Annotated in this window: 24 protein-coding genes; 7 read left to right on the top strand and 17 right to left on the bottom strand. The window is 47.1% G+C overall.

The genetic code is table 11. The features are described from left to right. Window positions 1–75: 75 nt before the first annotated feature. The gene (locus BM415_RS15745) at window positions 76–453 is read left to right on the top strand and encodes an ArsR/SmtB family transcription factor (protein ID WP_091159680.1); all 378 of its coding nucleotides are present in this window, start codon (window positions 76–78) and stop codon (window positions 451–453) included. Between the two features lie 163 nt (window positions 454–616). Here BM415_RS15745 and BM415_RS15740 read toward each other — a convergent pair whose 3' ends face one another. After that, window positions 617–1,777 (bottom strand): AI-2E family transporter, encoded by a 1,161-nt coding sequence (locus BM415_RS15740; protein ID WP_091159679.1) that lies wholly within the window; start codon window positions 1,775–1,777, stop codon window positions 617–619. Between the two features lie 682 nt (window positions 1,778–2,459). Between BM415_RS15740 and BM415_RS15735 the strand changes: the two genes are divergently transcribed. Both BM415_RS15735 and BM415_RS15730 read left to right on the top strand, forming a co-directional pair. Continuing rightward, on the top strand, window positions 2,460–3,740 hold the full coding sequence (locus BM415_RS15735; protein WP_091159677.1) for an ammonium transporter: 1,281 nt from the start codon (window positions 2,460–2,462) through the stop codon (window positions 3,738–3,740). Between the two features lie 321 nt (window positions 3,741–4,061). Then, the gene (locus BM415_RS15730; protein ID WP_091159676.1) at window positions 4,062–4,547 is read left to right on the top strand and encodes a CarD family transcriptional regulator; all 486 of its coding nucleotides are present in this window, start codon (window positions 4,062–4,064) and stop codon (window positions 4,545–4,547) included. A gap of 61 nt (window positions 4,548–4,608) precedes the next feature. On the opposite strand, the gene BM415_RS15725 is transcribed toward BM415_RS15730, so the two are convergent. The 14 genes from BM415_RS15725 to chrA form a co-directional block, all read right to left on the bottom strand. Then, the gene (locus BM415_RS15725) at window positions 4,609–5,592 is read right to left on the bottom strand and encodes a Gfo/Idh/MocA family protein (RefSeq protein ID WP_091159674.1); all 984 of its coding nucleotides are present in this window, start codon (window positions 5,590–5,592) and stop codon (window positions 4,609–4,611) included. A gap of 154 nt (window positions 5,593–5,746) precedes the next feature. Further along, window positions 5,747–6,058 (bottom strand): ArsR/SmtB family transcription factor, encoded by a 312-nt coding sequence (locus BM415_RS15720; protein WP_091159673.1) that lies wholly within the window; start codon window positions 6,056–6,058, stop codon window positions 5,747–5,749. Window positions 6,059–6,115: 57 nt separating this feature from the next. After that, a complete protein-coding gene (locus tag BM415_RS15715) occupies window positions 6,116–6,517 on the bottom strand; it encodes a hypothetical protein (protein WP_091159671.1) in 402 nt (133 codons plus the stop codon). A gap of 124 nt (window positions 6,518–6,641) precedes the next feature. Then, a complete protein-coding gene (locus tag BM415_RS15710) occupies window positions 6,642–7,721 on the bottom strand; it encodes a copper resistance D family protein (RefSeq protein ID WP_091159670.1) in 1,080 nt (359 codons plus the stop codon). Window positions 7,722–7,723: 2 nt separating this feature from the next. Next, window positions 7,724–8,338 carry a copper resistance CopC family protein gene (locus BM415_RS15705; protein WP_091159668.1) on the bottom strand — a complete coding sequence of 205 codons (615 nt, stop codon included), beginning with the start codon at window positions 8,336–8,338 and terminating at the stop codon, window positions 7,724–7,726. Window positions 8,339–8,668: 330 nt separating this feature from the next. Continuing rightward, a complete protein-coding gene (locus tag BM415_RS15700) occupies window positions 8,669–10,282 on the bottom strand; it encodes a gamma-glutamyltransferase family protein (protein ID WP_091159666.1) in 1,614 nt (537 codons plus the stop codon). Window positions 10,283–10,309: 27 nt separating this feature from the next. Next, complete coding sequence (locus BM415_RS15695; RefSeq protein ID WP_091159664.1) at window positions 10,310–11,323, bottom strand: ABC transporter ATP-binding protein; 1,014 nt, start codon at window positions 11,321–11,323, stop codon at window positions 10,310–10,312. A 1-nt stretch (window position 11,324) separates the two neighbouring features. Continuing rightward, window positions 11,325–12,293: an ABC transporter ATP-binding protein gene (locus tag BM415_RS15690; RefSeq protein ID WP_091159663.1), complete on the bottom strand. Its 969-nt coding sequence runs from the start codon at window positions 12,291–12,293 to the stop codon at window positions 11,325–11,327. Between the two features lie 19 nt (window positions 12,294–12,312). Beyond that, a complete protein-coding gene (locus tag BM415_RS15685) occupies window positions 12,313–13,143 on the bottom strand; it encodes an ABC transporter permease (RefSeq protein ID WP_091159661.1) in 831 nt (276 codons plus the stop codon). A gap of 4 nt (window positions 13,144–13,147) precedes the next feature. After that, a complete protein-coding gene (locus tag BM415_RS15680; RefSeq protein WP_090725592.1) occupies window positions 13,148–14,098 on the bottom strand; it encodes an ABC transporter permease in 951 nt (316 codons plus the stop codon). A gap of 176 nt (window positions 14,099–14,274) precedes the next feature. Further along, window positions 14,275–15,831, bottom strand: a complete 1,557-nt coding sequence (locus tag BM415_RS15675; RefSeq protein WP_091159659.1) for an ABC transporter substrate-binding protein — start codon at window positions 15,829–15,831, stop codon at window positions 14,275–14,277. Window positions 15,832–15,942: 111 nt separating this feature from the next. Then, entirely contained in the window at window positions 15,943–16,422 is a 480-nt protein-coding gene (locus tag BM415_RS15670) for an Lrp/AsnC family transcriptional regulator (protein ID WP_244533436.1), read from the bottom strand. Window positions 16,423–16,843: 421 nt separating this feature from the next. Then, window positions 16,844–17,995: a metallophosphoesterase gene (locus BM415_RS15665; RefSeq protein ID WP_244533435.1), complete on the bottom strand. Its 1,152-nt coding sequence runs from the start codon at window positions 17,993–17,995 to the stop codon at window positions 16,844–16,846. A 64-nt stretch (window positions 17,996–18,059) separates the two neighbouring features. After that, window positions 18,060–19,226 carry a chromate efflux transporter gene (gene chrA, locus BM415_RS15660; RefSeq protein ID WP_091159658.1) on the bottom strand — a complete coding sequence of 389 codons (1,167 nt, stop codon included), beginning with the start codon at window positions 19,224–19,226 and terminating at the stop codon, window positions 18,060–18,062. A gap of 263 nt (window positions 19,227–19,489) precedes the next feature. Between chrA and BM415_RS15655 the strand changes: the two genes are divergently transcribed. Both BM415_RS15655 and BM415_RS15650 read left to right on the top strand, forming a co-directional pair. Then, entirely contained in the window at window positions 19,490–20,122 is a 633-nt protein-coding gene (locus tag BM415_RS15655; RefSeq protein ID WP_091159656.1) for an NAD(P)-dependent oxidoreductase, read from the top strand. A 173-nt stretch (window positions 20,123–20,295) separates the two neighbouring features. After that, a complete protein-coding gene (locus tag BM415_RS15650) occupies window positions 20,296–20,727 on the top strand; it encodes an Rrf2 family transcriptional regulator (RefSeq protein WP_091159654.1) in 432 nt (143 codons plus the stop codon). 46 nt (window positions 20,728–20,773) lie between these two features. On the opposite strand, the gene BM415_RS15645 is transcribed toward BM415_RS15650, so the two are convergent. Together BM415_RS15645 and BM415_RS15640 are read right to left on the bottom strand one after the other, a co-directional pair. Further along, window positions 20,774–21,235, bottom strand: coding sequence for an Lrp/AsnC family transcriptional regulator (locus BM415_RS15645; RefSeq protein ID WP_091159653.1), 462 nt, complete (start codon window positions 21,233–21,235; stop codon window positions 20,774–20,776). Between the two features lie 433 nt (window positions 21,236–21,668). Continuing rightward, window positions 21,669–22,568: an SDR family oxidoreductase gene (locus BM415_RS15640; RefSeq protein ID WP_091159651.1), complete on the bottom strand. Its 900-nt coding sequence runs from the start codon at window positions 22,566–22,568 to the stop codon at window positions 21,669–21,671. A 284-nt stretch (window positions 22,569–22,852) separates the two neighbouring features. Here BM415_RS15640 and BM415_RS15635 point away from each other — a divergent pair, with 284 nt between their 5' ends. Beyond that, a complete protein-coding gene (locus BM415_RS15635) occupies window positions 22,853–23,203 on the top strand; it encodes a DUF485 domain-containing protein (RefSeq protein WP_091159649.1) in 351 nt (116 codons plus the stop codon). After that, window positions 23,200–24,750, top strand: a complete 1,551-nt coding sequence (locus tag BM415_RS15630) for a solute symporter family protein (protein WP_091159648.1) — start codon at window positions 23,200–23,202, stop codon at window positions 24,748–24,750. Before BM415_RS15635 ends, BM415_RS15630 begins: the two co-directional genes overlap by 4 nt. Window positions 24,751–24,780 lie beyond the last annotated feature (30 nt).

The raw sequence follows: 24,780 nt of genomic DNA, 5'->3' as shown, positions 1-24,780 counted from the left end.
TGTTCTTAAAATTTATCTTTATGCACACCACCTCATTTTGGCTATAATAGAGCTATTAAAGAGGCGGTGATATACATGAAAGAACAAAAAGCAATCCCTGTCGTCGAGGAATGCGAGCCTACCTGCTTCGGAACCGAGGCACAGCTTGATCTGACGAAGATGTCCCTGATAGATAAACCAACTTCTGTTCAAATGGCGGATTGGTTCAAGGCATTCAGTGACCCAACACGTCTTCGGATAATAGATGCACTTCTACAGCGCGAATTATGCGTTCATGACCTGACTGTACTGCTTGAGATGGGCCAATCTGCTATCTCTCATCAGCTGCGTTCTCTGCGCAACATGCGTATTGTCAAGCGTCGCAAGGAGGGCAAGACGGTTTACTATTCCCTGGATGACGGACATATCGAGCAAATTTTTATCCAGACACTTCAGCATATTAAACATGAATAAAGTTAATTTCATCACGCCTTTAGCTGCGATGTGTTATGAAATTGATTCAATAGTATGTAAAAAGAACACAGCAAAAAAAGCGCTCAGTGGAATCAGGCTGCATAGCCCTGATATCCTGAGCGCTTTACGTTTTATAAAACGTATTTCCCATTTTCTCAATTCGTTATCGTTTGGAGCTGTCTTCTCGATTCTCCGGATCATACAGGCCCGATTGGTCCTTAAACCAGTTAAAGAGATGGGTGAAGACCACCTTCAGCACGGCGTAACCTGGTACCGCTAGCAGAATGCCGACCACTCCAAACAGATTGCCTGCTGTCAGAATAACGAAGATAATCGTAATCGGATGAACCTTAAGCGATTTACCCATAATCTGAGGTGAAATAAATTTACCTTCAACGAGCTGTACAATCGTCCATACCGCAATCATCTTGAGCAGCATGATCGGCGAAGTCACCGCCGCTACGATCAGAGCAGGCGTGATGGCAATAGCTGGACCGAGATAAGGTACAATTGCGGTACAAGCAGCAATGACCGCGAGAATCAATGCATAATCAAGTCCGATGATGATGTAGCCGATGTATAGCAGAACACCGATACAGAAACTGACAATAATCTGACCGCGGATATAAGAGCTGATCTGATGATTAGATTCAGAGAGCACTCGGGAAGTGCTTCCGCGGATATTCGTAGGCAAGAAAGACAGCAAATAGCTAGGGAGCTTCTTCCCGTCCTTCAGCAAGTAGAACAGAATGAAAGGTACCGTGATGATCGCGAGAACGGTTTCTGTCAATACACCCAGGAAGCCTCCAATCCCCGTAACCGTCGAATCTACAATGGTGCTCACTCGCTCGGACAGACTTCCCACAATATCATTGAAATTAATGCGGAGGGTCTGCTCAACCTGCGTTAAGTAACCTGTACCTATAAATTGTTCAAATTGAAGCACAACATTCTCGTAATAAACAGGGAAGTTTCTAACCAGATCTGTGATCTGCTGACGAACGACCGGTATGACCGCCAGAACAACAATAGTAATAATTGCGGCGATCAGCAGATATAAAATAAGTATAGAGTATACGCGCTTCACTCTGCGTCTCTCAAGAATATCCACAATCGGATTAAGCAGATAGTATACAACACCCGTTAATATGATGGGCAGTATAATCGTCTTGAGCAAAACTTCAATCGGGAGAAAAATAAAAGATATTTTGCTGAACACCATGACATTCAGCCCAACTAATAAAACGACCAGCAGGAACAACACGAATTTATTGTTAAGAAAAAATCTCTTGAACCTGTCTGGCCACACCTTCTCTTGTTCCATGCAGCCGCATCCCTCTCTAACTGTATAAAAGCTCCAACCCTTCCTACATACATTCTACTGAAAATAACGTAACAATAATACGGTCATCTCCAATTTTCGTTTCAATAATTCTTTAAGCCCTGCTTCATGTTAACTATTCTATCAATTACTCCTCCTCATTACTACTTCAATACCATTCTATAAACGCTAACCAAAGTAGGAATTATACAGTGTATTCGCATGCCATTCTTACTAACTAGGTGATAAAGTGCAAATGAATATGCAAATTTTATGAAAAAAGAAGAAAATACAAAAGATCTTATGTTAGATATATTGACAACAAGTGCTTTTGCACCTAAAATACGGTCAGAGCCTTTAAATAAGGAACCTTAAATCTTCTGAGATTCATTGGTAACTAACTGGCTGGTTGATCAATAATGTTTCATACTCTGCTTCATCTTTTTGTAGAATACGTAAACGTTCTGATCCAGGCGAGTACAGGTTGTCCGTGTCTCAACGGCCAAGTCATTACCTTTGCAGCTGAATAGAGTGATTTCACGAAACAAGGTTATTTCGACACTCAGCTCTATTCTGAAGCGACTAGGCTATTTCGAAGGTTGTGATTTACAGATTAAGGTTGAAGTAACGGATGTTAAGAAGTAAGAAGGGGCGCATCACACATCATACACAAGGAGTGAATCAGATGGAAATCGGAATTAACAGCATATGGGTAATGCTAGGAGCTATTCTTGTACTGTTCATGCAAGGCGGATTTATCTTGCTCGAAGCAGGATCGACTCGGATGAAGAATGCCGGGCACGTCGCAGGTAAAACGATCTTTACAGTAGGTATTGTGTCCGTAGTATTCTGGGCAGTAGGATATGCACTTATTTTTGGTGGTCAAGGTAATTCTTTAATCGGCTGGGGAGATTACTTCTTCTTTAATGAACCGGAGGTTCCGGCTGACAGCACCGTAGCACCAACCGTTATGTTCATCTTCCAATTGGCTTTTGCAGCAGTCTCAATGTCCATCGCATGGGGCGGCTTCGCAGAGAGAGCTAAGCTTTCCGCTTACTTGATCTTTGCAGCACTGTTCTCTATCCTTGTATATCCGGTTATCGCTCACTGGATCTGGGGCGGCGGCTGGCTCGCGGATCACGGGGATCAAGACTTCGCCGGATCTACCGTTGTCCATTTGACGGGTGCTTGTGCGGCGCTTGCAGCCACACTTCTGCTCAAACCACGTATCGGTAAATATAATAAAGATCGCAAACCTCTCAATATGCCTGGTCATAACCAAGTCTTCACTACACTCGGTGTTATGATTCTGTGGGTAGGCTGGTTTGGATTTAACGCAGGCAGTACGATTACAGTTGAAGATGGAAACTTCTTCGGTTATGTCGCTATCAATACTCAGCTCGGCGCAGCAGCCGGTGCGGTAGCCGCTCTTCTGATCGCTTGGGCTGTTATGGGTAAAGCGGATGTATCCATGATGCTGAACGGTACTCTTGCTGGTCTCGTTGCTATTACTGCGTCTTGTGCTTATGTAGATTCTTGGGCAGCAATTGTGATCGGTCTTATCGCTGGTGTCCTCGTATTCTTCAGTATCCGTATGTTTGAGAACCTTGGCATCGACGATCCCATTGCAGCACTTTCCGCTCATGGTACGGCAGGGATCTGGGGAACACTCTCCACTGGTTTCTTCGCAACGCCAGAGCTCGTTGAGAAGCTGGGTGTTGGTAATGCGGGTCTCTTCTACGGCGGCGGCTTCGGTCAGCTAGGCGTTCAAGCTATGGGCGTTATCGCTTGTGGACTATACGCTTTCATCGTATCCTATGCAATTCTCTGGGTAATGAAGAAAACGATCGGAATTCGTGTATCGGAAGAGGAAGAATTGATCGGTCTGGATATGAGTGAGCACGGAACTTACGGTTATCCAGAGCAGTTGTCCGTAGAGAACAACAAAACAAACGCAACACTTTAAATTTAGATAAGTTATAGCAGTATCCAATCCGGGCCCAGGTCGAATATGACCTGGGCCCGGACTTTTATTAAGTTAAATATGCTCAGCTATAGTCTCCCGTCATTTTCCTGCGCCATCAAGAAAACATAGCTATGCTATAATAGAAACAGAGATGCCTCGGTATTCTTTAAATTAAGCTCCAAGTCTCAAGCAAAGTTGTTGGAGGATAAGATAATCATCGATCTTAATCGCGCCTAGCTGCCGTTACGATTATGATTGTTGATGCTTTCACTCCATTAAAAGTTAACATCTTTAGATCTTAGAGAAAAGGGGCCTTTATTTATGTATCAAGTGGGAGATATTGTTTTTTATCCAATGTACGGCGCAGGTTTTATTCATTCTTTAGAAGAGAAAGAATTTCTCGGTGAGAAACAGTGGTATTTTGTGGTTCACATTGACCACCCTTTAATGAATGTAAGCATACCTGTAGCGAAAATAGATTCACTCGGAATTCGCTGCATCAGTGATGAAGCAACATTGATGCTGGCTAAAGCTATTTTCCAAGAAGAATGCGAAGAGATCCCCTCGAATCCGAACACAAGGCAACAAATGATGCTCGGCAAACTGAAAACCGGAGACATTTGTATGGAGATTCAAGTTATCCGTGATCTAAGCAAACTGATGACTCGCAAAACTTTGGGATGGACGGACAAAAACATGCTGAACAATGCCCGAAAGCTCGTGATCAGCGAGCTCATTTATGCTCGGAATGTTTCACCAGAGCAAGCAACGGAGTTACTTAACGATTCTCTTGTTGCTCTAAATTAAGATTAACCCGGCAACGCAGAGGATGCTCGCGTTCCGGGTTTTTTGGTTTAACAGTCTATCCTCAGCGATCAGCGGGATAAACGAGTCCAATCTGCTTGCGGACTGTATCCATAATCTCCATTGTTATGCTGGAATGCTGGTGAGAATTATTCGCCGATTCCAGTTCACCGCTGCGAATGAGCCTGATAAACTCTGCCGCTTCATACTTCATGGCGGGTGCATCATCTGGACCCGATATTTGCAAGGAGTCACCATTTCTATATCGTACGGTTACCGCTCCGGGTACATTAATATGATCAATGATCATGCTGCCCTCTTCACCTTGGATCTCCGAGGGCAAATAGGAATTGGTGATCTTCGAATAGCTGATCACACCCTCCATGTCTTTGTATTGAAGCACGATGCTGCCTTCGCCATCTACTCCCGATTCCAGCATAACACTCGTCGCTTTGACATTCTCCGGCTGTCCGAACAATACCACCATTGGATAGATGCAGTAGATCCCGATATCCATTAGTGAGCCATTTGAGAACTCAGGCTTGAATGCATTCTGAATATCCCCTTGCTTGTAGGCATCATAGCGAGATGAATACTGACAGTAGTTCACTATATATTTACGTACTTGTCCAAGCTTGAGAATATGCTCCTGCATCGCCTTGAACCCTGGCATAAGCGTTGATTTCATAGCTTCCATAAGTACAACCTTGTTGGCCTTAGCCGCAGCAATCATATCTGCAAGCTCTTTGCTGTTTGATGCCACCGGCTTCTCACACAGAATATGCTTACCGTGCTGCATCAAGAGAACCGCCTGCTTACTGTGATACGAATTCGGACTTGCTATGTATACCGCATCCAGCACGTCGCTTTGAGCCATTTCTTCAAGATCGGTAAATATATACTCCGCACCATACTGTTCAGCGAATTCCCGTCCTCTCTCCTCTGTACGCGAATAGACTGCTGTCAGCTTAAAATCAGGAAGAGTCGATGCCGCTTCAATAAATTGAACCGTGATCTTATTCGTTCCGATAATTCCAAAACGCACCATGTTACCTCACATCCTCTCTTTATCCGGCCCATTATAACATATTTTCGTGAAAGGATAGAATTCGTCATTTTCGTAATTCTCCATATTAAAAATGCAACCGCAGAAATCTATATATCGAAAATTCTAGATTATATAGAACGAAGAACTCCTTTCTTTATAAGTTGTTTGTCAGCTCTTCACAAAATTGTTTAATGACATCTTCATTGCGTCTATAATACGTCCACTGTCCCACTCGTTCCGATATGAGCAGCCCGGCCTTCTGCATTGCAAGGAGATAGCTTGATATAACCGATTGCGCAAGTCCGGCCTTTGCTTGAATATCGCCAACACATACACCCTTTGATACATCTCCGTTAGGCGGACGATGATACTTCTCACCGAAATGCATTTCCGGGTTCTTAAGCCACTCCAGAATCTCCCGACGCGTCTCATTCGATAACACTTTATGAATCGTTATAGGTTCCATGAATATAATTATATCTGCTCTCATTCATTTGTAAACAAGAGGAGAGGTTGTCTAATATTACGGTATGTAACCTCTGAGTGATTCTGCTCTTGATCCCGCCAAGTAAGCTGCATTAAATCTGCCCAGCAGCCTGGCAACATATTCAAACTGGGCTTGGGATGAAGGCGGTGTGCCTTCGAGGTATTCCATCCAGATCCATATAGTTCCATCCTTCTGTTCTTCAACGAAGTAGCCTTTGGGGGCATAGATCTCATCAGGAAGTGAGCTGAGCAGCTCCGCTTCATAGATGAGAGCTTCTCTGCACCAGTAATTGTGATGCTGGGGATTATCCTTTTCCGAGCTGGCTTGCTGAATCACCTTTAATACGAGTGACCATGCATGCGCAGTGTGATCAATCATAGCTGAACCATGCAAATGATATATTCCACTCGTCGTGAAATTTGTCGAGCGTTGAAGCATTATATTCTTCTGTTTCTCCTCAATTCCTTCATGAAAAAACCCCTTTCGTTCAACCAGTGTTGTTCATCTCATGGATGTACACCTGTTTCTGACGAAAAGGGCTGCTGATTGTTTCTTTTGATTTTTATTGCACACACAGCATAACTGCGGCATAGCCGCTCATTACAAATACAAGTCCTGCAATCAGGGAGCTGCCGGGTCTTAATCTATCCCCTCGGAACGAGTACACGATGTATCCAAGACTGAGCAGCGCGATTACCACGGGGATGATGGCCCAAGCGGTAAAGCTCATGGATAGAGGAAGACTTGCCTCCGGATGCAGCAGTGTAAACATAGCTGACGGCTCATTGTATTTAAGCGTCTCCGCCACTTCATGCGGAGGTGCCTGCAGCTTCATAAATGCCGTGAAGCCAAAGACGAGAAGCACAATAATGGCTTCCGCTCTAAGCCAAGGGATTGGATTAAAGCTAGGGTTCGACTTTAATTTGTGCTTATAGATGAATCCGTTGCAAAAACCGAACACGATCAGCGGAATGAACAGCAGATGCTTCATTAGCAGCGCTTGACCATAGGATAGCATCCAGGAGTTCACATACTCCGGCGTCGTGTATGACATGGTCATGAGACCGGAGACCAGGATCATGAGCACACCGCCAATGGCTACAGGTGTGTACCACTTCAGGAATGCCGTCCAGTTCCTCGCCTCTTGCGTAAACCAGGCGATCACAAGCAGAACACCAACCCATACCGCTACACCGAGCATATGCAGAAACTGTATTGCCGCTCCTGCTAGCCCGGCGATCGCTCCCAGATGGCTGGACCATCCGAAGATGGCAATGATACAAATGGTAATCAGTACCGATGGATACAGCACCTTATTCTCCTGCAGCGAGTTCTTGAACAACAGAAATTGAAGCAGAAGCAGGGTACATAATCCGACGACAATTAAATAGGCTCTGCCCTCTTTGAAAGTAAACAATACAGTCGATATCGCTTGACCATAACCGATGCTTGGCCCAAATCTCACAATAATCTGCAGGAGAGGAGCAGACGCGAGCAGGATGATGCCAACGATACTCAAATTTACTGTCCAGCGCGGAATCTCTACCAGCGGCTTAGAGCCTGCCGGTGCAAGCTGCACCAGTAGGCTCCCCATTAGAAATGCATAGCAGATATATAATAGTCCATCGCTCAGGAAAGACATGTTTATTTTTTACCTCTCTTACGCATCGCTACATAAACGCCCGCAATAACGATGACCACTACGATAGCGATCCAGATGCCTGTATTGTTTCCGCCGGATGCGGTCTCAGGCTGTGCTGCCTCTGTAGTATTCTCAGCTGCTTCCCCTGCGGAAGCCTCCGTACTTGTATCCGCTGCAGGCTCCTCTGTACCTTGTTCATCGTTAGATACAGGAGTATCTCCGTTATTCTCCTCTGCAGGCGGTGTGTCTGCTTCCGGCGCTGTCTCAGGTGTATTTACGGTAAAAGCAACGCTGCCTTTGACCTCATGGCCATCTTCTCCGATTATCGTCCAGTTCGCTGTGTAATTGCCATTCGCAAATGGAGCACTAGCTGCTCCTGTAAGCACATTCCCTTCGACTTCAGTAGAAGCCAGTTCTACCTTGTCACCATTCTCACTTACGACTTCTACCGTACTCAGCTGCTCAATCGGTCCTTCGAATGTCAGCTGAACCTCTGTCAGCTCTGCAGTGACTTCTTCCCCATCGGCAGGCAATGAGCTTTCAAGATGCGTATGCGCAAACGCCGCTCCTGGCATCAGCAGTAGGAATAGGACTAGCATTAAAACGACTTTTTTCATAATTATCGTTCCTTTCTGTGTTGAGTATTCAATGAATGGGCCTTATGTACATCAGCATAACTTAAATGACTTGAAATGTTGAATAGCCCACTCGGGCCATTCAAGACAGCAATGTGGGACCAATTATCTCAAAATTTGAACAAAATGCAACAGATTCATCCTACTGATATATATTAGACAAGTTTAACCTATACCCATCCTTTACTCGCCAAAAAAACCTTAACCGAATGAAGTATTCATCGGGTTAAGGTTTAATTCAGTAAAATGATTTATGAAATGGATTCAAATATTAAATATATACAGCAGTTCTATATATAGAAGAAAAAATAATTACCAAGCTGCAATGGTGCCATCTGTACGGTAATCCGTACCTCCTACAAGCACTCCATTTTCGTTGTCCCGCACAATAATTTGTCCTCGGCCAAAGCCGCCTGTACTGTTCGCCCGTCGGATATCATGACCTTTTCTAGCCAGACTGAGCGCAATATGATCTGGGAAGTTTGGTTCAATCTCCACCGTCTTGCCTTCGATCCACTGCCAGCGAGGTGCATCCAGTGCAGACTGCGGGTTCAGATTAAAGTCAATCATGTTCATCACAACCTGCAAATGACCCTGCGGCTGCATGAATCCACCCATGACACCAAACGGTCCGACCGGCTTGCCATTTTTCGTCAGGAAGCCTGGAATAATGGTATGGTAGGATTTTTTGCCGCCTTCGAGCCGGTTGGCATGCGTCTCATCCAGTGAGAAGGAATGTCCGCGGTTCTGCAGACCGATTCCTGTACCTGGAACTACAACACCGGAGCCAAAGCCCATGTAGTTGCTCTGGATGAAGGAGATCATATTGCCTTCGCCATCCGCAGCGGCCAGATAGACGGTACCGCTTCTCGCTGGATTACCCGGCTCCGGCTGAATCGCCTCTTCACCGATCAGCGCTCTCCTGTCTGCAGCATAAGCATCGGACAGCAGCTCCTCTACGGTCACGCTCATTTTGTCGGGCTGGGTAATGTAGTTCAGCCCATCCGTAAAGGCCAGCTTCATCGCCTCCATCTGCAGATGATGAGTGTCCACGGTATCACGTGCAGTGAACTCATCCTTCTTCAGCATGTTCAGCGCAAGCAAAGCGACAAGCCCTTGGCCGTTCGGCGGAATCTCCCATACGTCGTAGCCTTTATAATTCACAGAGATCGGATCTACCCATTCTGGATAATAAGCAGCCAAATCCTCTTTACGAAGGAAACCGCCATGCTCACGGGAGAAGGCATCGATCTGATCGGCAATTTCTCCCCGGTAGAAGGATTCTGCTCCTGTCTCCGCAATAGCGCGAAGGGTCTTCGCATGTCCAGGCGATTTCCAGATCTCTCCGATCTCTGGAGCTCTTCCTTCCGGCGCAAAGGTCTCAAACCAACCTGCATATTCAGGACCTGTCAGCTTCTCCTTGAACTTGTTATAGGCCAGATTCCAATAATAACCCAGCGTTGGTGTCAGTGGAAAACCATTCTCCGCGTAGTCGATGGCAGGCTGCAGCACCTCCGTCAGCGGCAGCTTGCCGAAGCGGTCAGATAATGCCTTCCATGCCGATGGCGTACCAGGGACGGTGACCGGAAGCCAGCCGTAGGTCGGCATCTTGTCATGTCCCTGTTCCTTCACTGCCTCAATGGAAATACCCGCGGGTGAAGGTCCGCTTGCATTCAAGCCATGCAGCTCGCCTTTGGTCCAGACAATGGCAAATGCATCTCCGCCGATTCCATTCGAAGTCGGTTCAACAACGGTAAGACAGGCTGCTGTTGCAATAGCTGCATCAATCGCATTGCCTCCACGCTTCAGGATGTCGAGCCCTGCCTGTGCGGCGAGCGGCTGTGAGGTAGCCACCATTCCGTTCTTTGCGTAGGTTGCATTGCGCTGGGATGTATATGGGTAGGATAATGGGTCGAACGTCTTCATGGATGATTTCCCCCTTGATAGATTGAACTAGTGTACAACACCTTGAGACTCCTTGGCCCGCAGGCTCTCGAGTATTTGCTCTGCATAATGACAGGACACCTGATGCCCTGCGCCAATATCTCTTAGCTGTGGCGCTGTTGTCTTACATTCTTCTGTCGCAAAGCGGCAGCGCGGATGGAACGTACAGCCTGACGGCGGATTTGCCGGACTCGGCAAGTCGCCAGTCAGCAGGATACGCTCTCTCTTCAGCCTTGGATTCGCCTGTGGCACCGCAGATAAGAGTGCCTGGGTATACGGATGACTCGGATTTGCAAACAAGCTCCGCTTATCTGCAATCTCTACAATTCGGCCAAGATACATAACGGCGACCCGGTCGCATAAATGCTTGACGACGGACAGATCGTGAGAGATAAACATCAGGGTAAGGTCAAAATCCTGTTTCAAGCTCTTGAGCAGATTCAGCACCTGTGATTGAATGGAAACGTCCAGAGCCGATACCGGCTCATCGGCAATAATCAGCTTCGGATTCAGCACAAGCGCCCGAGCGATCCCGATCCGCTGGCGCTGTCCGCCGGAGAAGTCATGCGGATGACGGTCCAGGTGTTCCTTTTTCAAACCGACGATCTCAATAATCTTCTCCACCGTCTCATTCCGTTCCTTCGCTGTACCTATCTTGTGAACCGCTAAGGATTCGAGCAAAATTTTACGGATCGTCTTTCGCGGATTGAGCGAGGCGAACGGGTCCTGGAACACCATCTGGATATCCCGTCTTGTCTTACGCATCTCTTCTTTGCCCAGCTGCGCGAGGTCCTTGCCGCCGAAGATAACTTCCCCTTCTGTCGGCTCGTTCAATCTCATAATGGTTCTGCCGGTCGTTGATTTACCGCAGCCGGATTCCCCTACGATGCCAAGCGTTTCCCCGGGATAGACTTCAAGGTCTATTCCATCAACGGCGCGGACATGTCCGACGACTTTATTGAAGGCTCCTGCATGAATTGGAAAGTGCTGCTTGAGACCTTTCACACGTAGTATTGGTTCCATCTTACTCATCCCCTTCCGCATACAGCCAGCAGCGGCACTTCTGTCCGTCCAGCTTGAACAGTGAAGGCTCCTGCTCCTGACAGATCGGCATCACCTTGCTGCATCTTGGAGCAAAGCGGCAGCCCTTCGGCATCTCATGTGCCAGCGGAACTGAGCCCGGAATGGTCTCCAGGAACTCCACCTCTTCCGTCAGTTCTGGAATAGAATTCATCAGACCAATCGTGTACGGATGCTTCGGATTCTCGAACAGCTCAAATTTCTCCGCTTCTTCCACGACCTGTCCCGCATACATGACGATAACCCGGTCGCACATCTCAGCTACCACACCTAGATCATGTGTGATAAGCATGATGGAGGTATTCGTTTCTGTCTTCACTTTCTGCATCAGTTCCAGGATCTGTGCCTGAATCGTTACGTCAAGCGCCGTCGTAGGCTCGTCCGCAATAATCAGCTTCGGCTCACAGGACATCGCCATGGCAATCATCACCCGCTGCCGCATCCCGCCCGAGAGCTGATGAGGGTACTCGCCGTAGATTTCTTCTGCACGCGGCATACCGACGGCCTTCAGCATTTCAATTGCCCGTTCTTTGGCTTCCTTCTTCGATACCTTCCGGTGCAGCAGCACCGCCTCCTCGATCTGATGACCGACAGTTTGAAGCGGATTAAGCGATGTCATCGGCTCCTGAAAAATCATCGCGATATCGTTACCCCGGATCTTCTGCATTTGTTTCTCCGAAATATCCAGCAGGTTGTTTCCTTTGAATAAAATTTGTCCTTCTGAGGCTCCATTACCTGCCAGGAGCCGCATGATGGACAAGCTCGTCACGCTCTTGCCGCAGCCGGATTCGCCCACGACGCCAAGCGTTTCTCCTTCATTTATGGAGAAGTCCACGCCATCAACGACCGCGACTTGTCCATAATCAGTCTTAAACCGCGTTCTTAGCTGTTGTACATCTAATATAGTTGTCATGGTTTACGGACCCCCCTTTCTATTTCCTTGCGCGCGGATTAAGGAACTGCTGCAATCCATCGCCAAGCAAGTTAAATCCAAGTACAACAACGAAGATCGCCAGACCCGGATACAATGTTGCGTAAGGCGCTACACTCATCAGGCTTTGCGCCTGATTCAACATACTTCCCCATGATGACGTCGGCGGCTGCACACCCAGTCCCAGATAAGACAGGGAAGCTTCGGCCAGAATTCCGCTCGCCATCGTCAAGGTCGCCTGAATAATGATGGGTCCCAGCGCATTGGGTAAAATATGACAGAAGATGATCCGCCCGTCCTTCGCACCCACCGATTTGGCTGCATGCACATACTCCATGTTGCGGAGGCTAAGCACCTGTCCTCTTGTGATCCGTACAAAGGTAGGGGCAAAGCCGATACCAATCGCCAGCATCGCATTACCGAAGCCGGCTCCAAGGACCGCCGAGAGTGCAAGTGCCAGAATGAGAAACGGAAAGGCTTGAAACGAATCGACAATCCGCATCACGACCCACTCGTCCCAGAACCCCCGGTAATAACCGGTGAGCAGTCCAATCGGTACCCCGATGCAGACGGCAATGGCTACAGACATCAGCGCTGCTTTGATGGAGATTTGCGCTCCGTATACGACGCGGGAGAAGATGTCCCGGCCAAGATCATCCGTACCGAACAGATGCTCACTGCTTGGCTCTTGCAGAATTTTGTTATAGTCCTGCATATTTGGATCGTAAGGAGCAATAGAGCTCGCAAATAAGGCTGTTAGGATAAGAATAAGGATAATGACTGTACCTAGGACACCAAGTCCGGATTTAAAGAACTTTTTGAACTTTTTCATCCGTCTATGCCCCCTTACCTGATTTGATGCGCGGATCAATGACCGCATAGAGAAGATCCACAATGATGTTGATCACGACCACAAGAAGCGCCGATACAAGAATAGCGCCCTGCACCGTTACATAGTCACGTTTGAATACAGATTCGACGATTAGACGGCCGAAGCCAGGAATCGAGAAGATGGACTCCGTGATGACAAGACCGCCGATGAGACCAGCAATGAGAATACCCGAGCTTGTAACGACAGGAATCAAGGCGTTTCGCAGCACATGCTTGAATATGGTCGCCCATTCATTGAGTCCTTTTGCTTTGGCTGTACGGACAAAATCCATATTAACAACCTCAACGAGCGAGGAACGAAGCATCCTCATTAGTTCAGCTGATTCCCTGAGCCCTGTTGCAATACAAGGAAGAATAAGTGCTAATAGATTGGCCTTCCAGTCGACGGAAAAAGGAACGTAGCCCGATGACGGAAGCCAGTTGTTTTCGACGGTAAAATAAATAATGAGCATCATGGCGAGCCAGAAACTCGGAATACTCATGCCGCCAAGCGCTCCAAAGGAACTGAGATAGTCAAGCCAGGTATTGCGTTTGACTGCGGCAAGTATCCCTGCGGGTACTGCGATCAGCAGTGCGACAATAAAGCTTCCGATCGTCAGCTGTATCGTTGCAGGCAGCCGCTGTGCGATGAGTTCACTTACCGGTACATGGTCTGTAATCGATGTCCCCAAATCTCCCTGAAGCACATTGCCAAGCCAAGTAAAATACTGCTGTACAATCGGCTTGTCGAGGCCAAGCTCTGCTCTTAGGCTGGCGAGCGCCTCCGGTGTAGCCTCTTGACCCAGAATGACCCGGGCAGGATCACCTGGTATCAGATGGATCAAGGAGAAGGTCATGATCGACACCAGGAACAGAATGGGGATCGCGAGTAAAATACGCTTTAATACAAACATCATGAGCTCTCTCTCCCAATTTTGTTTATTTGGCAAAAAATCATTATCAATGACACAAGAAAGCGAAATTTGAATTCCGCTTTCTTGTTGTGTTAGAGTGTTATTTTGCAGGCTGAGAAAGGGATTATAGGCTTTAGAGGTGAGATGCTAAACATCCTAAATTCCTTTTCTTTGGGCTGTTATTGAATATCCAAGTTCGCTGTACGGATGATGCCGTCAGGAATATAAGTAAAGTTCTGAACCTTGTTTGATACACCAAATTTATCGTAGTTGTGATAGATGTAGACATAGCTTCCGTTCTCATGAACGATATCCATCGCCTGCTGGTACAGCTCTGCACGCTTCGCTGTATCCTGCTCCGCACGTGCGGCAATCAGTGCTTCATCAAGCTCCGGCTCGGAAATGCGGCCTTGGTTGTTCGGCATGCCAGTTACCAGGAAGTCATATACGTTCTGATCCGGGTCAATCCTGCCGGACCATCCCAATTGCATCGCTTCGAAGTTACCGCTGTCGCCATTCTCCAGCATCGTACCGTACTCGACTTTTTCAAGTTCAACGTTGATCTTGTGTGCCTTCAGCATGTTCTGAACAACGGCAGCAAACTGCTCGTTCTCAGTCGTTGTAGAAATTTGCATTTTGAAGCTGAAGCCATCCGGCTTGCCGCCTTTTTCAAGCAATTCTTGAACTTTAGCTGCATCTACTGCAGGAGACTTGTCCTGCTCTTCATTGTAAGCAAGGCTGCCTGGTGCAAATGGAGTATGTGCCGGTGCACCGTAACCGTCGAACAATACTTTGACAATCGCTTCACGATCAAGAGCCAGATCGACCGCCTGACGCAGGTATTTGTTCTGCAGGTCCCCTACCGTGTTATTCAAATGAATCCCTTGGAAGCCCATGTTCGCTTGTGCAACCACAGTCAGGTTCGCGTCATTCTCAACAGTAGGAATTTCCTTCACCGGAATTTCATCAATAATATCGACAACGCCGGAGCGAAGATTCTGTACCGCCGCACTCGTGTTGGTGAACACTTTGTAGTTCACTTCGTCGATCTTCACTTCATTCTTCCAATAGTTCTCGTTCTTCTTCAAAGTCACGTGGTCGCCGCTTACCTGCTCAACGAAGGCAAATGGACCTGTTCCTACCGGATTCTTAACATAGTTATCTCCATGCTCCTCAACTGCTGCCGGAGATACCATCATGCCGGAACGATCAGCCAGAACGGACAGGAATGGAGCAAATGGCTCCTTGAGCGTAATCACTACCGTCAACTCATCCGTTGCTTCCACGGTATCAATCGAACTCAGCTCACTGATCCGCTTCGAGCCTTCCTGCTTATAGCGCTCCAGATTAAATTTAACTGCCTCTGCATTAAACTCGCTTCCATCCTGGAAAGTGATACCGTCATGAAGCGTTAAAGTATACGTAAGACCATCTTCAGAAACGGTATATTCCGATACGAGCATCGGCACTACCTCGCCATCCGCATTTACATCAAACAGCTTGTCGTAGATACTGTTCTGTACCTGGCGATCATAGAGGGAAGACGATGACATCGGATCTAGACTTGGAGGGTCAGCCTTCAGACCAATGTTAAGTACCTTAGGACCTGTAGTTGATCCTTCAGCTCCCCCTGTATCCGTTGCTGTTTCTCCACCGCCTCCACCGCATGCAGTTAATACAAGCAAGCTGCTCAGTACTGCAGATGACAAAAGCTTGTTCATTTTTTTTGTAAACATCTTCATGACCTCACTTTTCTATAGAATAAATTTATAACCAGTCCCTTGATTAGGAACAGATTGGAATGAATAATGTGCATAAATATACATTGGTAATAAAAAGATGAAGCTCTAGCGGACGAACTTCAACTTTGATTTGAGAACCTTGAGCTCCATGATGACATTGGTACGTGTAATGCCTTTGACTTTATTCAACTTTTTCATTAGAAATTCGGAGAATTCATCGGTATCCTTCGTGAATACTTGAAGCATAAGCTGATATTCACCGCTAATCAGGAGCATCAGCCTGACCTCGGGCATTTCGTGAATTGCTTCCGTGACTTCCTCCATCATTTGATTCTCTACAGCGATAAAGATCAGCGTTTCAGAACGAATACCGGCTTTTACCGGATTGACGATTCCTACCAGGCTGAGAACACCTTCATCCTGCATCTGCTGAACCCGGAGCCGAACGGTCTTCTCTGTTACGTTTAACTCTTTGGCAATTTGGGTAAAGGGTATACGGGCATTCTCTTGCAAGAATCCAACAATACCTCGGTCCAGATCATCGAGACCGGAATACATTGCCCGCTGATGTTCTTCTTCAGTCACTTTTAGTGCTCCTTCTTCGACTCATTTCCTCGTCTCATTTCCTAATTACATAATAATTAGTTATTTCCGAGTCTATTTACGATACTTTTTGTGTGAATTGGTACGAATTTAGTTTTTCTGATATTAAAGCAGGATGACATTAAAATCAAGCGTTTTTCCAACAAAAATCGACAGATCTCACATAGATGAAATTTATTATATAAATAAATTTAATTTATCTCTTTTATTTTCTATCGAATTCACCCATTTATCTCTTTCAATCTCGATTTATTTATTTATTATTTTAAAGCGGTATCGCATTGCACCTTTTACATAACGATGTGATGTAGATGTTAATTTCTTCTTTAATTTGGAAAGCGGCAAACAAAAAAACAGGCGTCATGATTACCATGACGCCTGTTTTGATGATGAAGCGAACCCATTAACCTTCTAATTTGAGCTCTATCTGAATGACCTCGGAACGGCTGGCGATCCGAATAGGAGGTCCCCAGGAGCCGAAGCCGGAGGATACGATCACATGCATCTTATCCTTGAGCATATAACCCCAGTCCAGCTCAAACAATCGCTTGGTAATCCAGTGATTCGGGGCAAATTGTCCTCGGTGGGTGTGACCGCACAGCAGTAAATCAGCTCCCGCTTCAGCCGCCTTCTCAAAAGCATACGGCTGATGATCCAGCAGGATAATGGGCTGTTCATGATCCAGCGGCTCCAGCAGCTCGGCTACAGGGAGACGTCTCTTCGGATCTGTCTTCTCCGCAGTAAGATCCTTTCTTCCGGCAATCTGGAGGACTCCTCCCGCCGTCGTCACCGTCTCGTCCTGCAGAACCCGAATGCCGAGCAGCCCCATTTCCTCTACATACTGATCAATGTGACCCCCATAATATTCATGGTTTCCAAGAACAGCATACACACCATGCTTCGCCGTAAGCTTCTTCATCCCTTCCGACATCTTATTCCTGAGAAAGGGTTCGATCGAATCGTCCAGCACATCTCCGGCAAGCAGAATAAGGTCAGGCTTCATTTCATTCATAATGGATACAAGTCTGCCGAGGTGACGGTTACCGACGATGTTTCCCAAGTGGATATCCGAAGCGACAGCAATGCGATATGTTCCAGGCTGACCTTCCGGTTTCTTTTTGTGAATCGAAATTTCATGCTGCCGTACAATAGGACTCCAAGCGTTATAGGAGCCTGCTAGAAGGAACAGAACAAGCAGCCCTATAGCCAGCCAGCCGATAACCGGAATATATAATGCCTCTTCTACGCCTGCCGTATGACTGATCCATCCAGCAATGTCTGCGATCGGAAGCACGATAATGAAGAACTCCAGCAGCGCGAAGTAAAAGGAACCGAGCACCTTCATAAAGCGCCCTGCATGCCCGAGCCATTTAATCCGACCGATCCCATAGCCAAGTGCAATCATTGTCATGATGATGCCCAGCCATAACGGTGAAACGGTCTCGAAATACTGTGTAAGGAACAGATAGATGTTCCAGCCGATATACGTATTGATGCCTGCAAAAACGACCACAAAGAGCAAAATATTAATTACCATTCGTCCCGTAATCCTCATCCTGATCCAAAAGCTCCTTTATCCCATAATACGATCATATCAATCTATCTCGATTGTATTATATCTATGGATTTAAAGCCATTCCTCCAAATAATCCGATCAGCACGATGATCCATGGGGGCAGCTTCCACCAGACCAGCATGACGAACAGGACGAGCGCAAGTGCGAAATCATAAGGACCGCGTACAGCAGAAGTGAATACCGGATCATAAAAGGCTGCGAGCAATAGTCCGACAACTGCGGCATTCACGCCTTTCAGCGCGCCTTGTATTCCACTTCTTCCTCTAAGCTGCTGCCAGAAAGGAATCGCCCCTATGATCAGCAGGGCACCTGGGAGAAATATCGCTACGGTGAAAATTACAGCTCCGAGCGCTCCCTCCATTATTGTTCCCAGATAAGAAGCAAACGTAAAGAGCGGACCCGGTACCGCCTGTGTCAGGCCATAACCAGCCAGGAAGGCATCTGCATCAATCAATCCTTGCGGGACGAGTTCCCTCTCCAGCATGGGCAGAACGACATGCCCCCCGCCGAAGACGAGAGCTCCCGCCCGGTAGAAGCTGTCAAAATAAGCAATCCAGGCAGAACCGGAAATTTCACTCAGCAGTGGCAAGCCGAAAAGAAGCAGAAAGAACAGAACAAGACAGAAGATGCCCAATCCCTTCTGTATCGGCGCCTTCTCCGCTGATGGGGTGCTCTCCTGCTTCCCTCGAAACAGATAGACGCCTGCGAGGCCTGCTGCAATGATGAGCGAGACCTGTGTAATCGCAGATGGCCATATTACGACCAGGACACATGCAAGAGCCGCAATGGTCATTCGGCTCCGGTCTGGTGCAAGGTTCTTTCCCATACTCCAGACGGCATGTGCCACAATAGCGACAGCAACGATCTTAAGTCCATGCATCCAGCCGATTTCAACGATGCCTGACTGCTGTAATAATGAAGCCGCAATAAACAAGGCTAGTACAGAAGGCAGCGTAAACCCAAGCCAGGCAATGATCCCTCCAAGCACGCCTGCCCTCATCATACCTACACCCATTCCGACCTGGCTGCTCGCCGGGCCCGGCAGGAAGTGACTTAACGCAACCAGATCTGCATAGGTACGTTCATCAATCCATTTTCGCCGCATTACATATTCATTGTGAAAGTAACCGAGGTGGGCAACCGGTCCTCCAAATGAGGTGAGTCCGAGCTTCAGTGCAGTTGTAAATACCTCCCATAGCCGTGTTCCCATGTTAGATATATGAATCTCCTCCTTAATGATCTAATCTATGCCTACAAAGATGTACAGCTTCGGCAATCTCTAATTCATCTAGGTTCTAAGCAAACCGTAGAAATTATAGCAGTGAAGTGTTAGGGCAATGTTAAATTAAAATTATTGCTGTTGTTGACAACACCTTAGACTTGTAACTATAATGATTACAAGTTGTAATCACCATAGTTACAGGTGGTGAGACTTTGAATAACAATTGAGTAAGCATAGGAGGAGAATGGCACATGAATATTGGAGTTATTGGAGCAAGTGGCAAAGCAGGCCGGCTCATCGCAAGAGAAGCGGCAAGCCGTGGTCACAGCGTCACCGCTATTGTCCGTGATGCGAGTAAAGTCTCTGAATTTCCTGTCATTGAGAAGGACGTGTTTCAAATTACAGAAGAAGATATCCAAGGCCTAGACGTCATCGTTAACGCTTTTGGCGCAGCTCTAGGGCAAGAGCATCTGTATGTGGAGGCAGGGCAGGCTCTTATCCGGCTGCTAAGCAATACAGACATTCGTCTTATTGTGGTTGGCGGCGCAGGAAGCCTATATGTAGATGATCAGAACACCACACGACTGGTCGATACACCCGAATTCCCGGCAGCGATTAAGCCCACCGCATTCAACGCAGCGAAGAACCTTGAAGATCTGAAGGCATCTGAAGATTTGGATTGGACCTATATGAGCCCTGCTGCATTCTTTGATCCCGAAGGTTCACGCACTGGTTCCTATCAGTTAGGACAAGACCATCTGATCCTGAACCAGCAAGGTAACAGCTATATCAGTTATGCAGATTATGCGGTGGCACTCGTTGATGAGATTGAAGCAGCAAACCATAAGCATCAGCGTTTTACAGTCGTATCTGAACGAAATTAATAGTTTCTATATATTGAGAATGGAGAAGTCTAAGATAGACATCTCCATTCTTTTCGTTTACTTATCTGATCGATTCTTTGTTTTGATTAGTTAAGATATTGATTCTGCGGCTTGCGGTTATAATATACTGATGTATACTGCGTATATAAGACGTACAAAGGAGTTATCCGTTTATGATTACCAGCCGATTCTCTGTAGGCATTCATATATTGACACTGCTGTACTACAATAAGGAAGGCGTAAATACATCAGAATTTATTGCCGCAAGTGTGGGAACGAACCCGGTCGTAATCCGCAGAATTATGGGGATGCTGAATAGAGCCGGACTTGTGGAAGCTAGACCCGGGGTGGCGGGCGCAAAGCTTAAAAGAGACATTTCCGACATTACGCTGCTTGATATCTATCATGCCGTTCACGCCGTTAACGAGAATGCGCTGTTCTCACTTCATGACTCACCCAATCCTGCCTGCGAAGTAGGGCGCAGTATTCAAGGAAGTATTGAGCCCATCTTTACTGCTGCACAAAAGGCCATGGAGGACCAGCTTGCACAGGTCAAGCTCAGTGATATCGTAAATGATGTAGTACAACAAGCAGCTCAAAAATAAACATTGAAAGGACAACCCGAATGGTAATCGGATTGTCCTTTTTTTGTTATGCATTAGGCAGCAAGGGTGTATGCTGCTCAAGCGCTGTATTCACTTTTACTTCTGAGAAAATAACATGCGTCATCGTATTGGCATACGTCGAAATCGCGTCAATAAACTCTTCAATCTCATCCAGCTGGCTGACGGTAAGCAGTACCATATAGCATGACTTGCCTGCGATCCGGTAACAGGATAACACCGTGGGATAACTCTCAATAAATGGCTTAAAGCGCTTATGGTCTCCATGCTGCAGCGTCACTTCAATCAGGCAGTCCATCGTAAAGCCGAGCTTCTTGCGATTGACCTGTATGGTATATCCCTCAATGAGCCCTTGCTCCTCCAGTCGCTTGACCCTTTCCGTCACCGAGGGTGCTGACAAATTAACCAGCCTTCCCAGCTCTCTCATAGAGAGACGCGCATCCTTCTGAAGTTCGGTCAGAATAGACATGTCGATATGATCTATTTTCATTTGTAAATCAAACCCTTCATATTTCATTCCATTTATAAAGCATTACACTGTTTATACCTTAATACTTTTATGCAAACAATGCAATTATCCCGATAAAATAGATACTATGAAAGGGCGTGATCCAACTGATAAACAACGTAAAAAACAGCTGCAACGAGCAAACTCCCTCAAGAAATATTCATGGCAAGCCAGCTGAAATCTCTGAAACAGAAGTCTATACAACACCTCAAGATCAAACAAAGCGGGGAAAAACCTGGAAACACTACCTCCATGAGATCCTGAAAGGAATAGCTGTATTCAAGTAACAACGAGTAATTTATATTAAAAAGCACCGGAATCTCATCATCCGAGCTCGACCAACGTGATCAACTCCCCATTTTTTGAGCCCATTATAACACGGGGCGCTGATGCTGATTGAAAATTGGTTACAAGACTAGGAACCCACCATGGTTCCCCCGTTTACATGCAGAACCTGGCCTGTAACATAGCTGGAATCGTCGGAAGCCAAATAGACGTAAGTCGGCGCCAGCTCAAAGGGCTGACCGGCACGCTTCATCGGCGTATTTGCTCCCAGCGTCTTGATGTACTCTGCCGGATAGCTCGCAGGCTGAAGCGGCGTCCATATCGGACCCGGGGCAACCGCATTTACGCGAATTCCACAGCCGACCAGCTGCTCGGACAAGGACCGCGTGAAGGATACCATCGCTCCCTTGGTGGAGGAATAATCAATGAGAAGCGGATTCCCCGCATATGCGGTAACCGAGGTTGTCGAGATGATCGAGCTCCCAGGCTTCAAGTACTTCAGCGCTTCCTGTGTCAGAAAAAAGCTCGGGTAAATGTTCGTCCGGAACGTATCGTCCAGCTGCTGTGCTGTAATCGATGTGATAAACTCCTGCGGAAACTGCACTGCTTGATTAATAACGAGAATATCCAGTCTACCGAAGCAATTCGCCGTTTCATTCACAACAGCCCGGCAGTGCCCTTCATCTCGAAGATCGCCAGGAAGCAGAAGACAGCTCCCTCCGTACGCCTCAACCATTCGCTTCGTATCTTCTGCATCCCGATGTTCATCCAGATACGGAATCGAGACGCTTGCGCCTTCCTTGGCAAAGGCAATCGCCACCGCTCTGCCGATTCCACTATCCCCTCCGGTAATGATCGCAATCTTCCCTTTGAGCTTGCCACTCCCTACATACCCTGGATTGTCTGCAATCGGCAGCGGGTTCATAATGTATTCGAACCCGGGCTGGCGGTCCTGGTGCTGAGGTGGGAACGTAATGGGAACTTTTTCGCACTTCACTTCCTTACCATAGTATGGATACATGGGAATCATATATAAGCCTCCTGTTTAGCCGTTTTCTCTCGGAGCATTATATGTACCCATCCGCCTATTGGAAACTTGCTTTTTAATAAGAAAAATTTGTATTACCGCGTTTACGCTTGTAGTATAATAACATTGTTTTACAGAAAAACCTTTATTACTAGAATCAATTTCCTAATACCTCTTCGTTTCTTTAATGAAATTGATTCACCAATATTAAAATGGGGGTGAATGATTGAGCTTTGAGCTTTCACTGTTTTAAAGCGCTTACACTAATAGAATGCGAGGGATTGCATATGGAAAGTAACTTGCAGCAACGTGAGCCTGCCAAGTCAAAACGTTCTCCCGAGGAATATTCTAACATTGCTAAGTCTACTTATTTTCAACAGCTGCTTCGAGACAAGAAACGCTTTATTCTTCCTTTCACGATCTTCTTCTTCTGCTTCTATTTTGCTCTGCCAATTCTCACCTCCTACACGACGATTCTGAATACACCGTTTATAGGAAGCATCACCTGGGCTTGGGTACTGGCCTTTCTTCAATTTATCATGACATGGGCTTTCTGCATGATCTACTACAAAAAAGCTTCCAAATTCGATCAGCTGTCAAGTCAAATCATTGATGAGGAAAAGAGAGGTAACCTATGAATACAGCTGCTTTTATCATGTTTCTCGTTATCGTCGCCGCCACACTGCTCATTACGTACTGGGCTTCGAAAAAAACGACATCCGCAAGTGATTTCTACACGGCTGGCGGAGGCCTGACCGGCTGGCAGAACGGACTCGCTATCGCCGGAGACTATATGTCTGCTGCCTCCTTCCTAGGCATCGCCGGCATGATTGCTCTATCCGGTTTCGATGGATTCTTCTACAGTATCGGCTTTCTCGTCGCTTATCTGGTTGTCCTCTTTCTGGTGGCTGAGCCGCTGCGGAACCTGGGCAAGTACACCTTTGCCGACATGATTGCCGTTCGTTTCCACATGAAGAAGATCCGGGGCTTCGCCGCCTTTAATACGATTGCCATATCCATCTTCTATATGATTGCGCAGCTGGTCGGAGCGGGCGCCCTGATCAAGCTGCTGCTCGGGATTGAATTTACGACCTCTGTCATTATCGTCGGCATTCTGATGACGGTTTACGTTATTTTTGGCGGGATGCATGCAACGAGCTGGGTACAGATTGTTAAGGCCTTTCTGCTGATGGGCGGAACCTTCGTAATATCCATCCTGGTACTCTACAAATTCGATTTCAGCATTACCGGCATGTTCTCACATATGACTACTGCCACGCCGCATAACGAGAGCTTCCTGAATCCAGGAATCAAATACAAAGACGGTCTGGATACACTCTCCTTGACCATGGGTCTGGTGCTTGGAACGGCCGGATTGCCGCACATTCTGGTCCGTTTCTTCACTGTAAAAGATGCCAAAACTGCGCGCAGCTCAGTCGTATATGCAACCTGGGTTATCGGTATCTTCTATGTCATGACGATCTTCCTTGGCTTCGGTGCTGCCGCATTCGTAGGCAACAGCGCCATCATCGCCCAAGATCAGGCAGGCAACATGGCAGCACCGCTGCTGGCACAGGCCCTCGGCGGGGACATGATGTTTGCTTTCATCTCCGCTGTCGCGTTCGCCACCATCCTTGCGGTCGTTGCGGGGCTCGTGCTCACCGCGGCTACGGCGTTCTCGCATGATTTTTACAATCAGATATTACGCAAGGGTCAGGCGACGGAGAAGGAGCAGATGAACATGGCTCGTTATGCTTCTATCGGAATCTCCATTCTATCCATCCTGCTTGCGCTTGTTGCACGGAATCTGAATGTGGCCTTTCTCGTCTCCCTTGCCTTTGCCGTCGCTGCCAGCGCTAATCTGCCGGTCATTTTATACACGATCTATTGGAAAAGATTCAACACCAACGGCGCCATATGGGCCATGGTGGTCGGACTCGTCACATCGGTGGGCCTTGTGCTCGTCAGTCCGAATGTGATTCATCCAGATGCAGGCAAAGCGATCTTCACGGGTGAACCCCTCTATCCTTTCTCTACCCCAGGGCTGATCTCAATCCCGCTTGGATTCCTAGCCGGCTATGTTGGAACGCTGCTCTCCCGCAAGAAAACAATAGAGGAAGACAACCAAACGAGCTATGACGAAATTCTGGTCAGGTCCAATACCGGACTGGATAATACGGTTTAGCTGAAACAATCTCATAGTACTACTTTAGAT

The sequence above is a fragment of the Paenibacillus sp. 453mf genome (assembly GCF_900116105.1).
In the GTDB taxonomy this organism is placed as follows: domain Bacteria; phylum Bacillota; class Bacilli; order Paenibacillales; family Paenibacillaceae; genus Paenibacillus; species Paenibacillus provencensis.
The sequence above is the reverse complement of the archived record's forward strand: the minus strand, read 5'-3'. Positions and strand labels throughout refer to the sequence as shown.

What these genes read in the sequence shown, in the direction of transcription:
- BM415_RS15735 (WP_091159677.1), top strand. Translation starts at nt 2,460, where the DNA reads ATGGAAATCGGAATTAACAGCATATGGGTAATGCTAGGAGCTATTCTT.
- BM415_RS15715 (WP_091159671.1), bottom strand. Translation starts at nt 6,517, where the DNA reads ATGCTTCAACGCTCGACAAATTTCACGACGAGTGGAATATATCATTTG.
- BM415_RS15725 (WP_091159674.1), bottom strand. Translation starts at nt 5,592, where the DNA reads ATGGTGCGTTTTGGAATTATCGGAACGAATAAGATCACGGTTCAATTT.
- BM415_RS15675 (WP_091159659.1), bottom strand. Translation starts at nt 15,831, where the DNA reads ATGTTTACAAAAAAAATGAACAAGCTTTTGTCATCTGCAGTACTGAGC.
- BM415_RS15720 (WP_091159673.1), bottom strand. Translation starts at nt 6,058, where the DNA reads ATGGAACCTATAACGATTCATAAAGTGTTATCGAATGAGACGCGTCGG.
- chrA (WP_091159658.1), bottom strand. Translation starts at nt 19,226, where the DNA reads ATGGGAACACGGCTATGGGAGGTATTTACAACTGCACTGAAGCTCGGA.
- BM415_RS15655 (WP_091159656.1), top strand. Translation starts at nt 19,490, where the DNA reads ATGAATATTGGAGTTATTGGAGCAAGTGGCAAAGCAGGCCGGCTCATC.
- BM415_RS15665 (WP_244533435.1), bottom strand. Translation starts at nt 17,995, where the DNA reads ATGAGGATTACGGGACGAATGGTAATTAATATTTTGCTCTTTGTGGTC.
- BM415_RS15685 (WP_091159661.1), bottom strand. Translation starts at nt 13,143, where the DNA reads ATGAAAAAGTTCAAAAAGTTCTTTAAATCCGGACTTGGTGTCCTAGGT.
- BM415_RS15650 (WP_091159654.1), top strand. Translation starts at nt 20,296, where the DNA reads ATGATTACCAGCCGATTCTCTGTAGGCATTCATATATTGACACTGCTG.
- BM415_RS15745 (WP_091159680.1), top strand. Translation starts at nt 76, where the DNA reads ATGAAAGAACAAAAAGCAATCCCTGTCGTCGAGGAATGCGAGCCTACC.
- BM415_RS15705 (WP_091159668.1), bottom strand. Translation starts at nt 8,338, where the DNA reads ATGAAAAAAGTCGTTTTAATGCTAGTCCTATTCCTACTGCTGATGCCA.
- BM415_RS15700 (WP_091159666.1), bottom strand. Translation starts at nt 10,282, where the DNA reads ATGAAGACGTTCGACCCATTATCCTACCCATATACATCCCAGCGCAAT.
- BM415_RS15690 (WP_091159663.1), bottom strand. Translation starts at nt 12,293, where the DNA reads ATGACAACTATATTAGATGTACAACAGCTAAGAACGCGGTTTAAGACT.
- BM415_RS15645 (WP_091159653.1), bottom strand. Translation starts at nt 21,235, where the DNA reads ATGAAAATAGATCATATCGACATGTCTATTCTGACCGAACTTCAGAAG.
- BM415_RS15680 (WP_090725592.1), bottom strand. Translation starts at nt 14,098, where the DNA reads ATGATGTTTGTATTAAAGCGTATTTTACTCGCGATCCCCATTCTGTTC.
- BM415_RS15640 (WP_091159651.1), bottom strand. Translation starts at nt 22,568, where the DNA reads ATGATTCCCATGTATCCATACTATGGTAAGGAAGTGAAGTGCGAAAAA.
- BM415_RS15630 (WP_091159648.1), top strand. Translation starts at nt 23,200, where the DNA reads ATGAATACAGCTGCTTTTATCATGTTTCTCGTTATCGTCGCCGCCACA.
- BM415_RS15740 (WP_091159679.1), bottom strand. Translation starts at nt 1,777, where the DNA reads ATGGAACAAGAGAAGGTGTGGCCAGACAGGTTCAAGAGATTTTTTCTT.
- BM415_RS15635 (WP_091159649.1), top strand. Translation starts at nt 22,853, where the DNA reads ATGGAAAGTAACTTGCAGCAACGTGAGCCTGCCAAGTCAAAACGTTCT.
- BM415_RS15730 (WP_091159676.1), top strand. Translation starts at nt 4,062, where the DNA reads ATGTATCAAGTGGGAGATATTGTTTTTTATCCAATGTACGGCGCAGGT.
- BM415_RS15710 (WP_091159670.1), bottom strand. Translation starts at nt 7,721, where the DNA reads ATGTCTTTCCTGAGCGATGGACTATTATATATCTGCTATGCATTTCTA.
- BM415_RS15695 (WP_091159664.1), bottom strand. Translation starts at nt 11,323, where the DNA reads ATGGAACCAATACTACGTGTGAAAGGTCTCAAGCAGCACTTTCCAATT.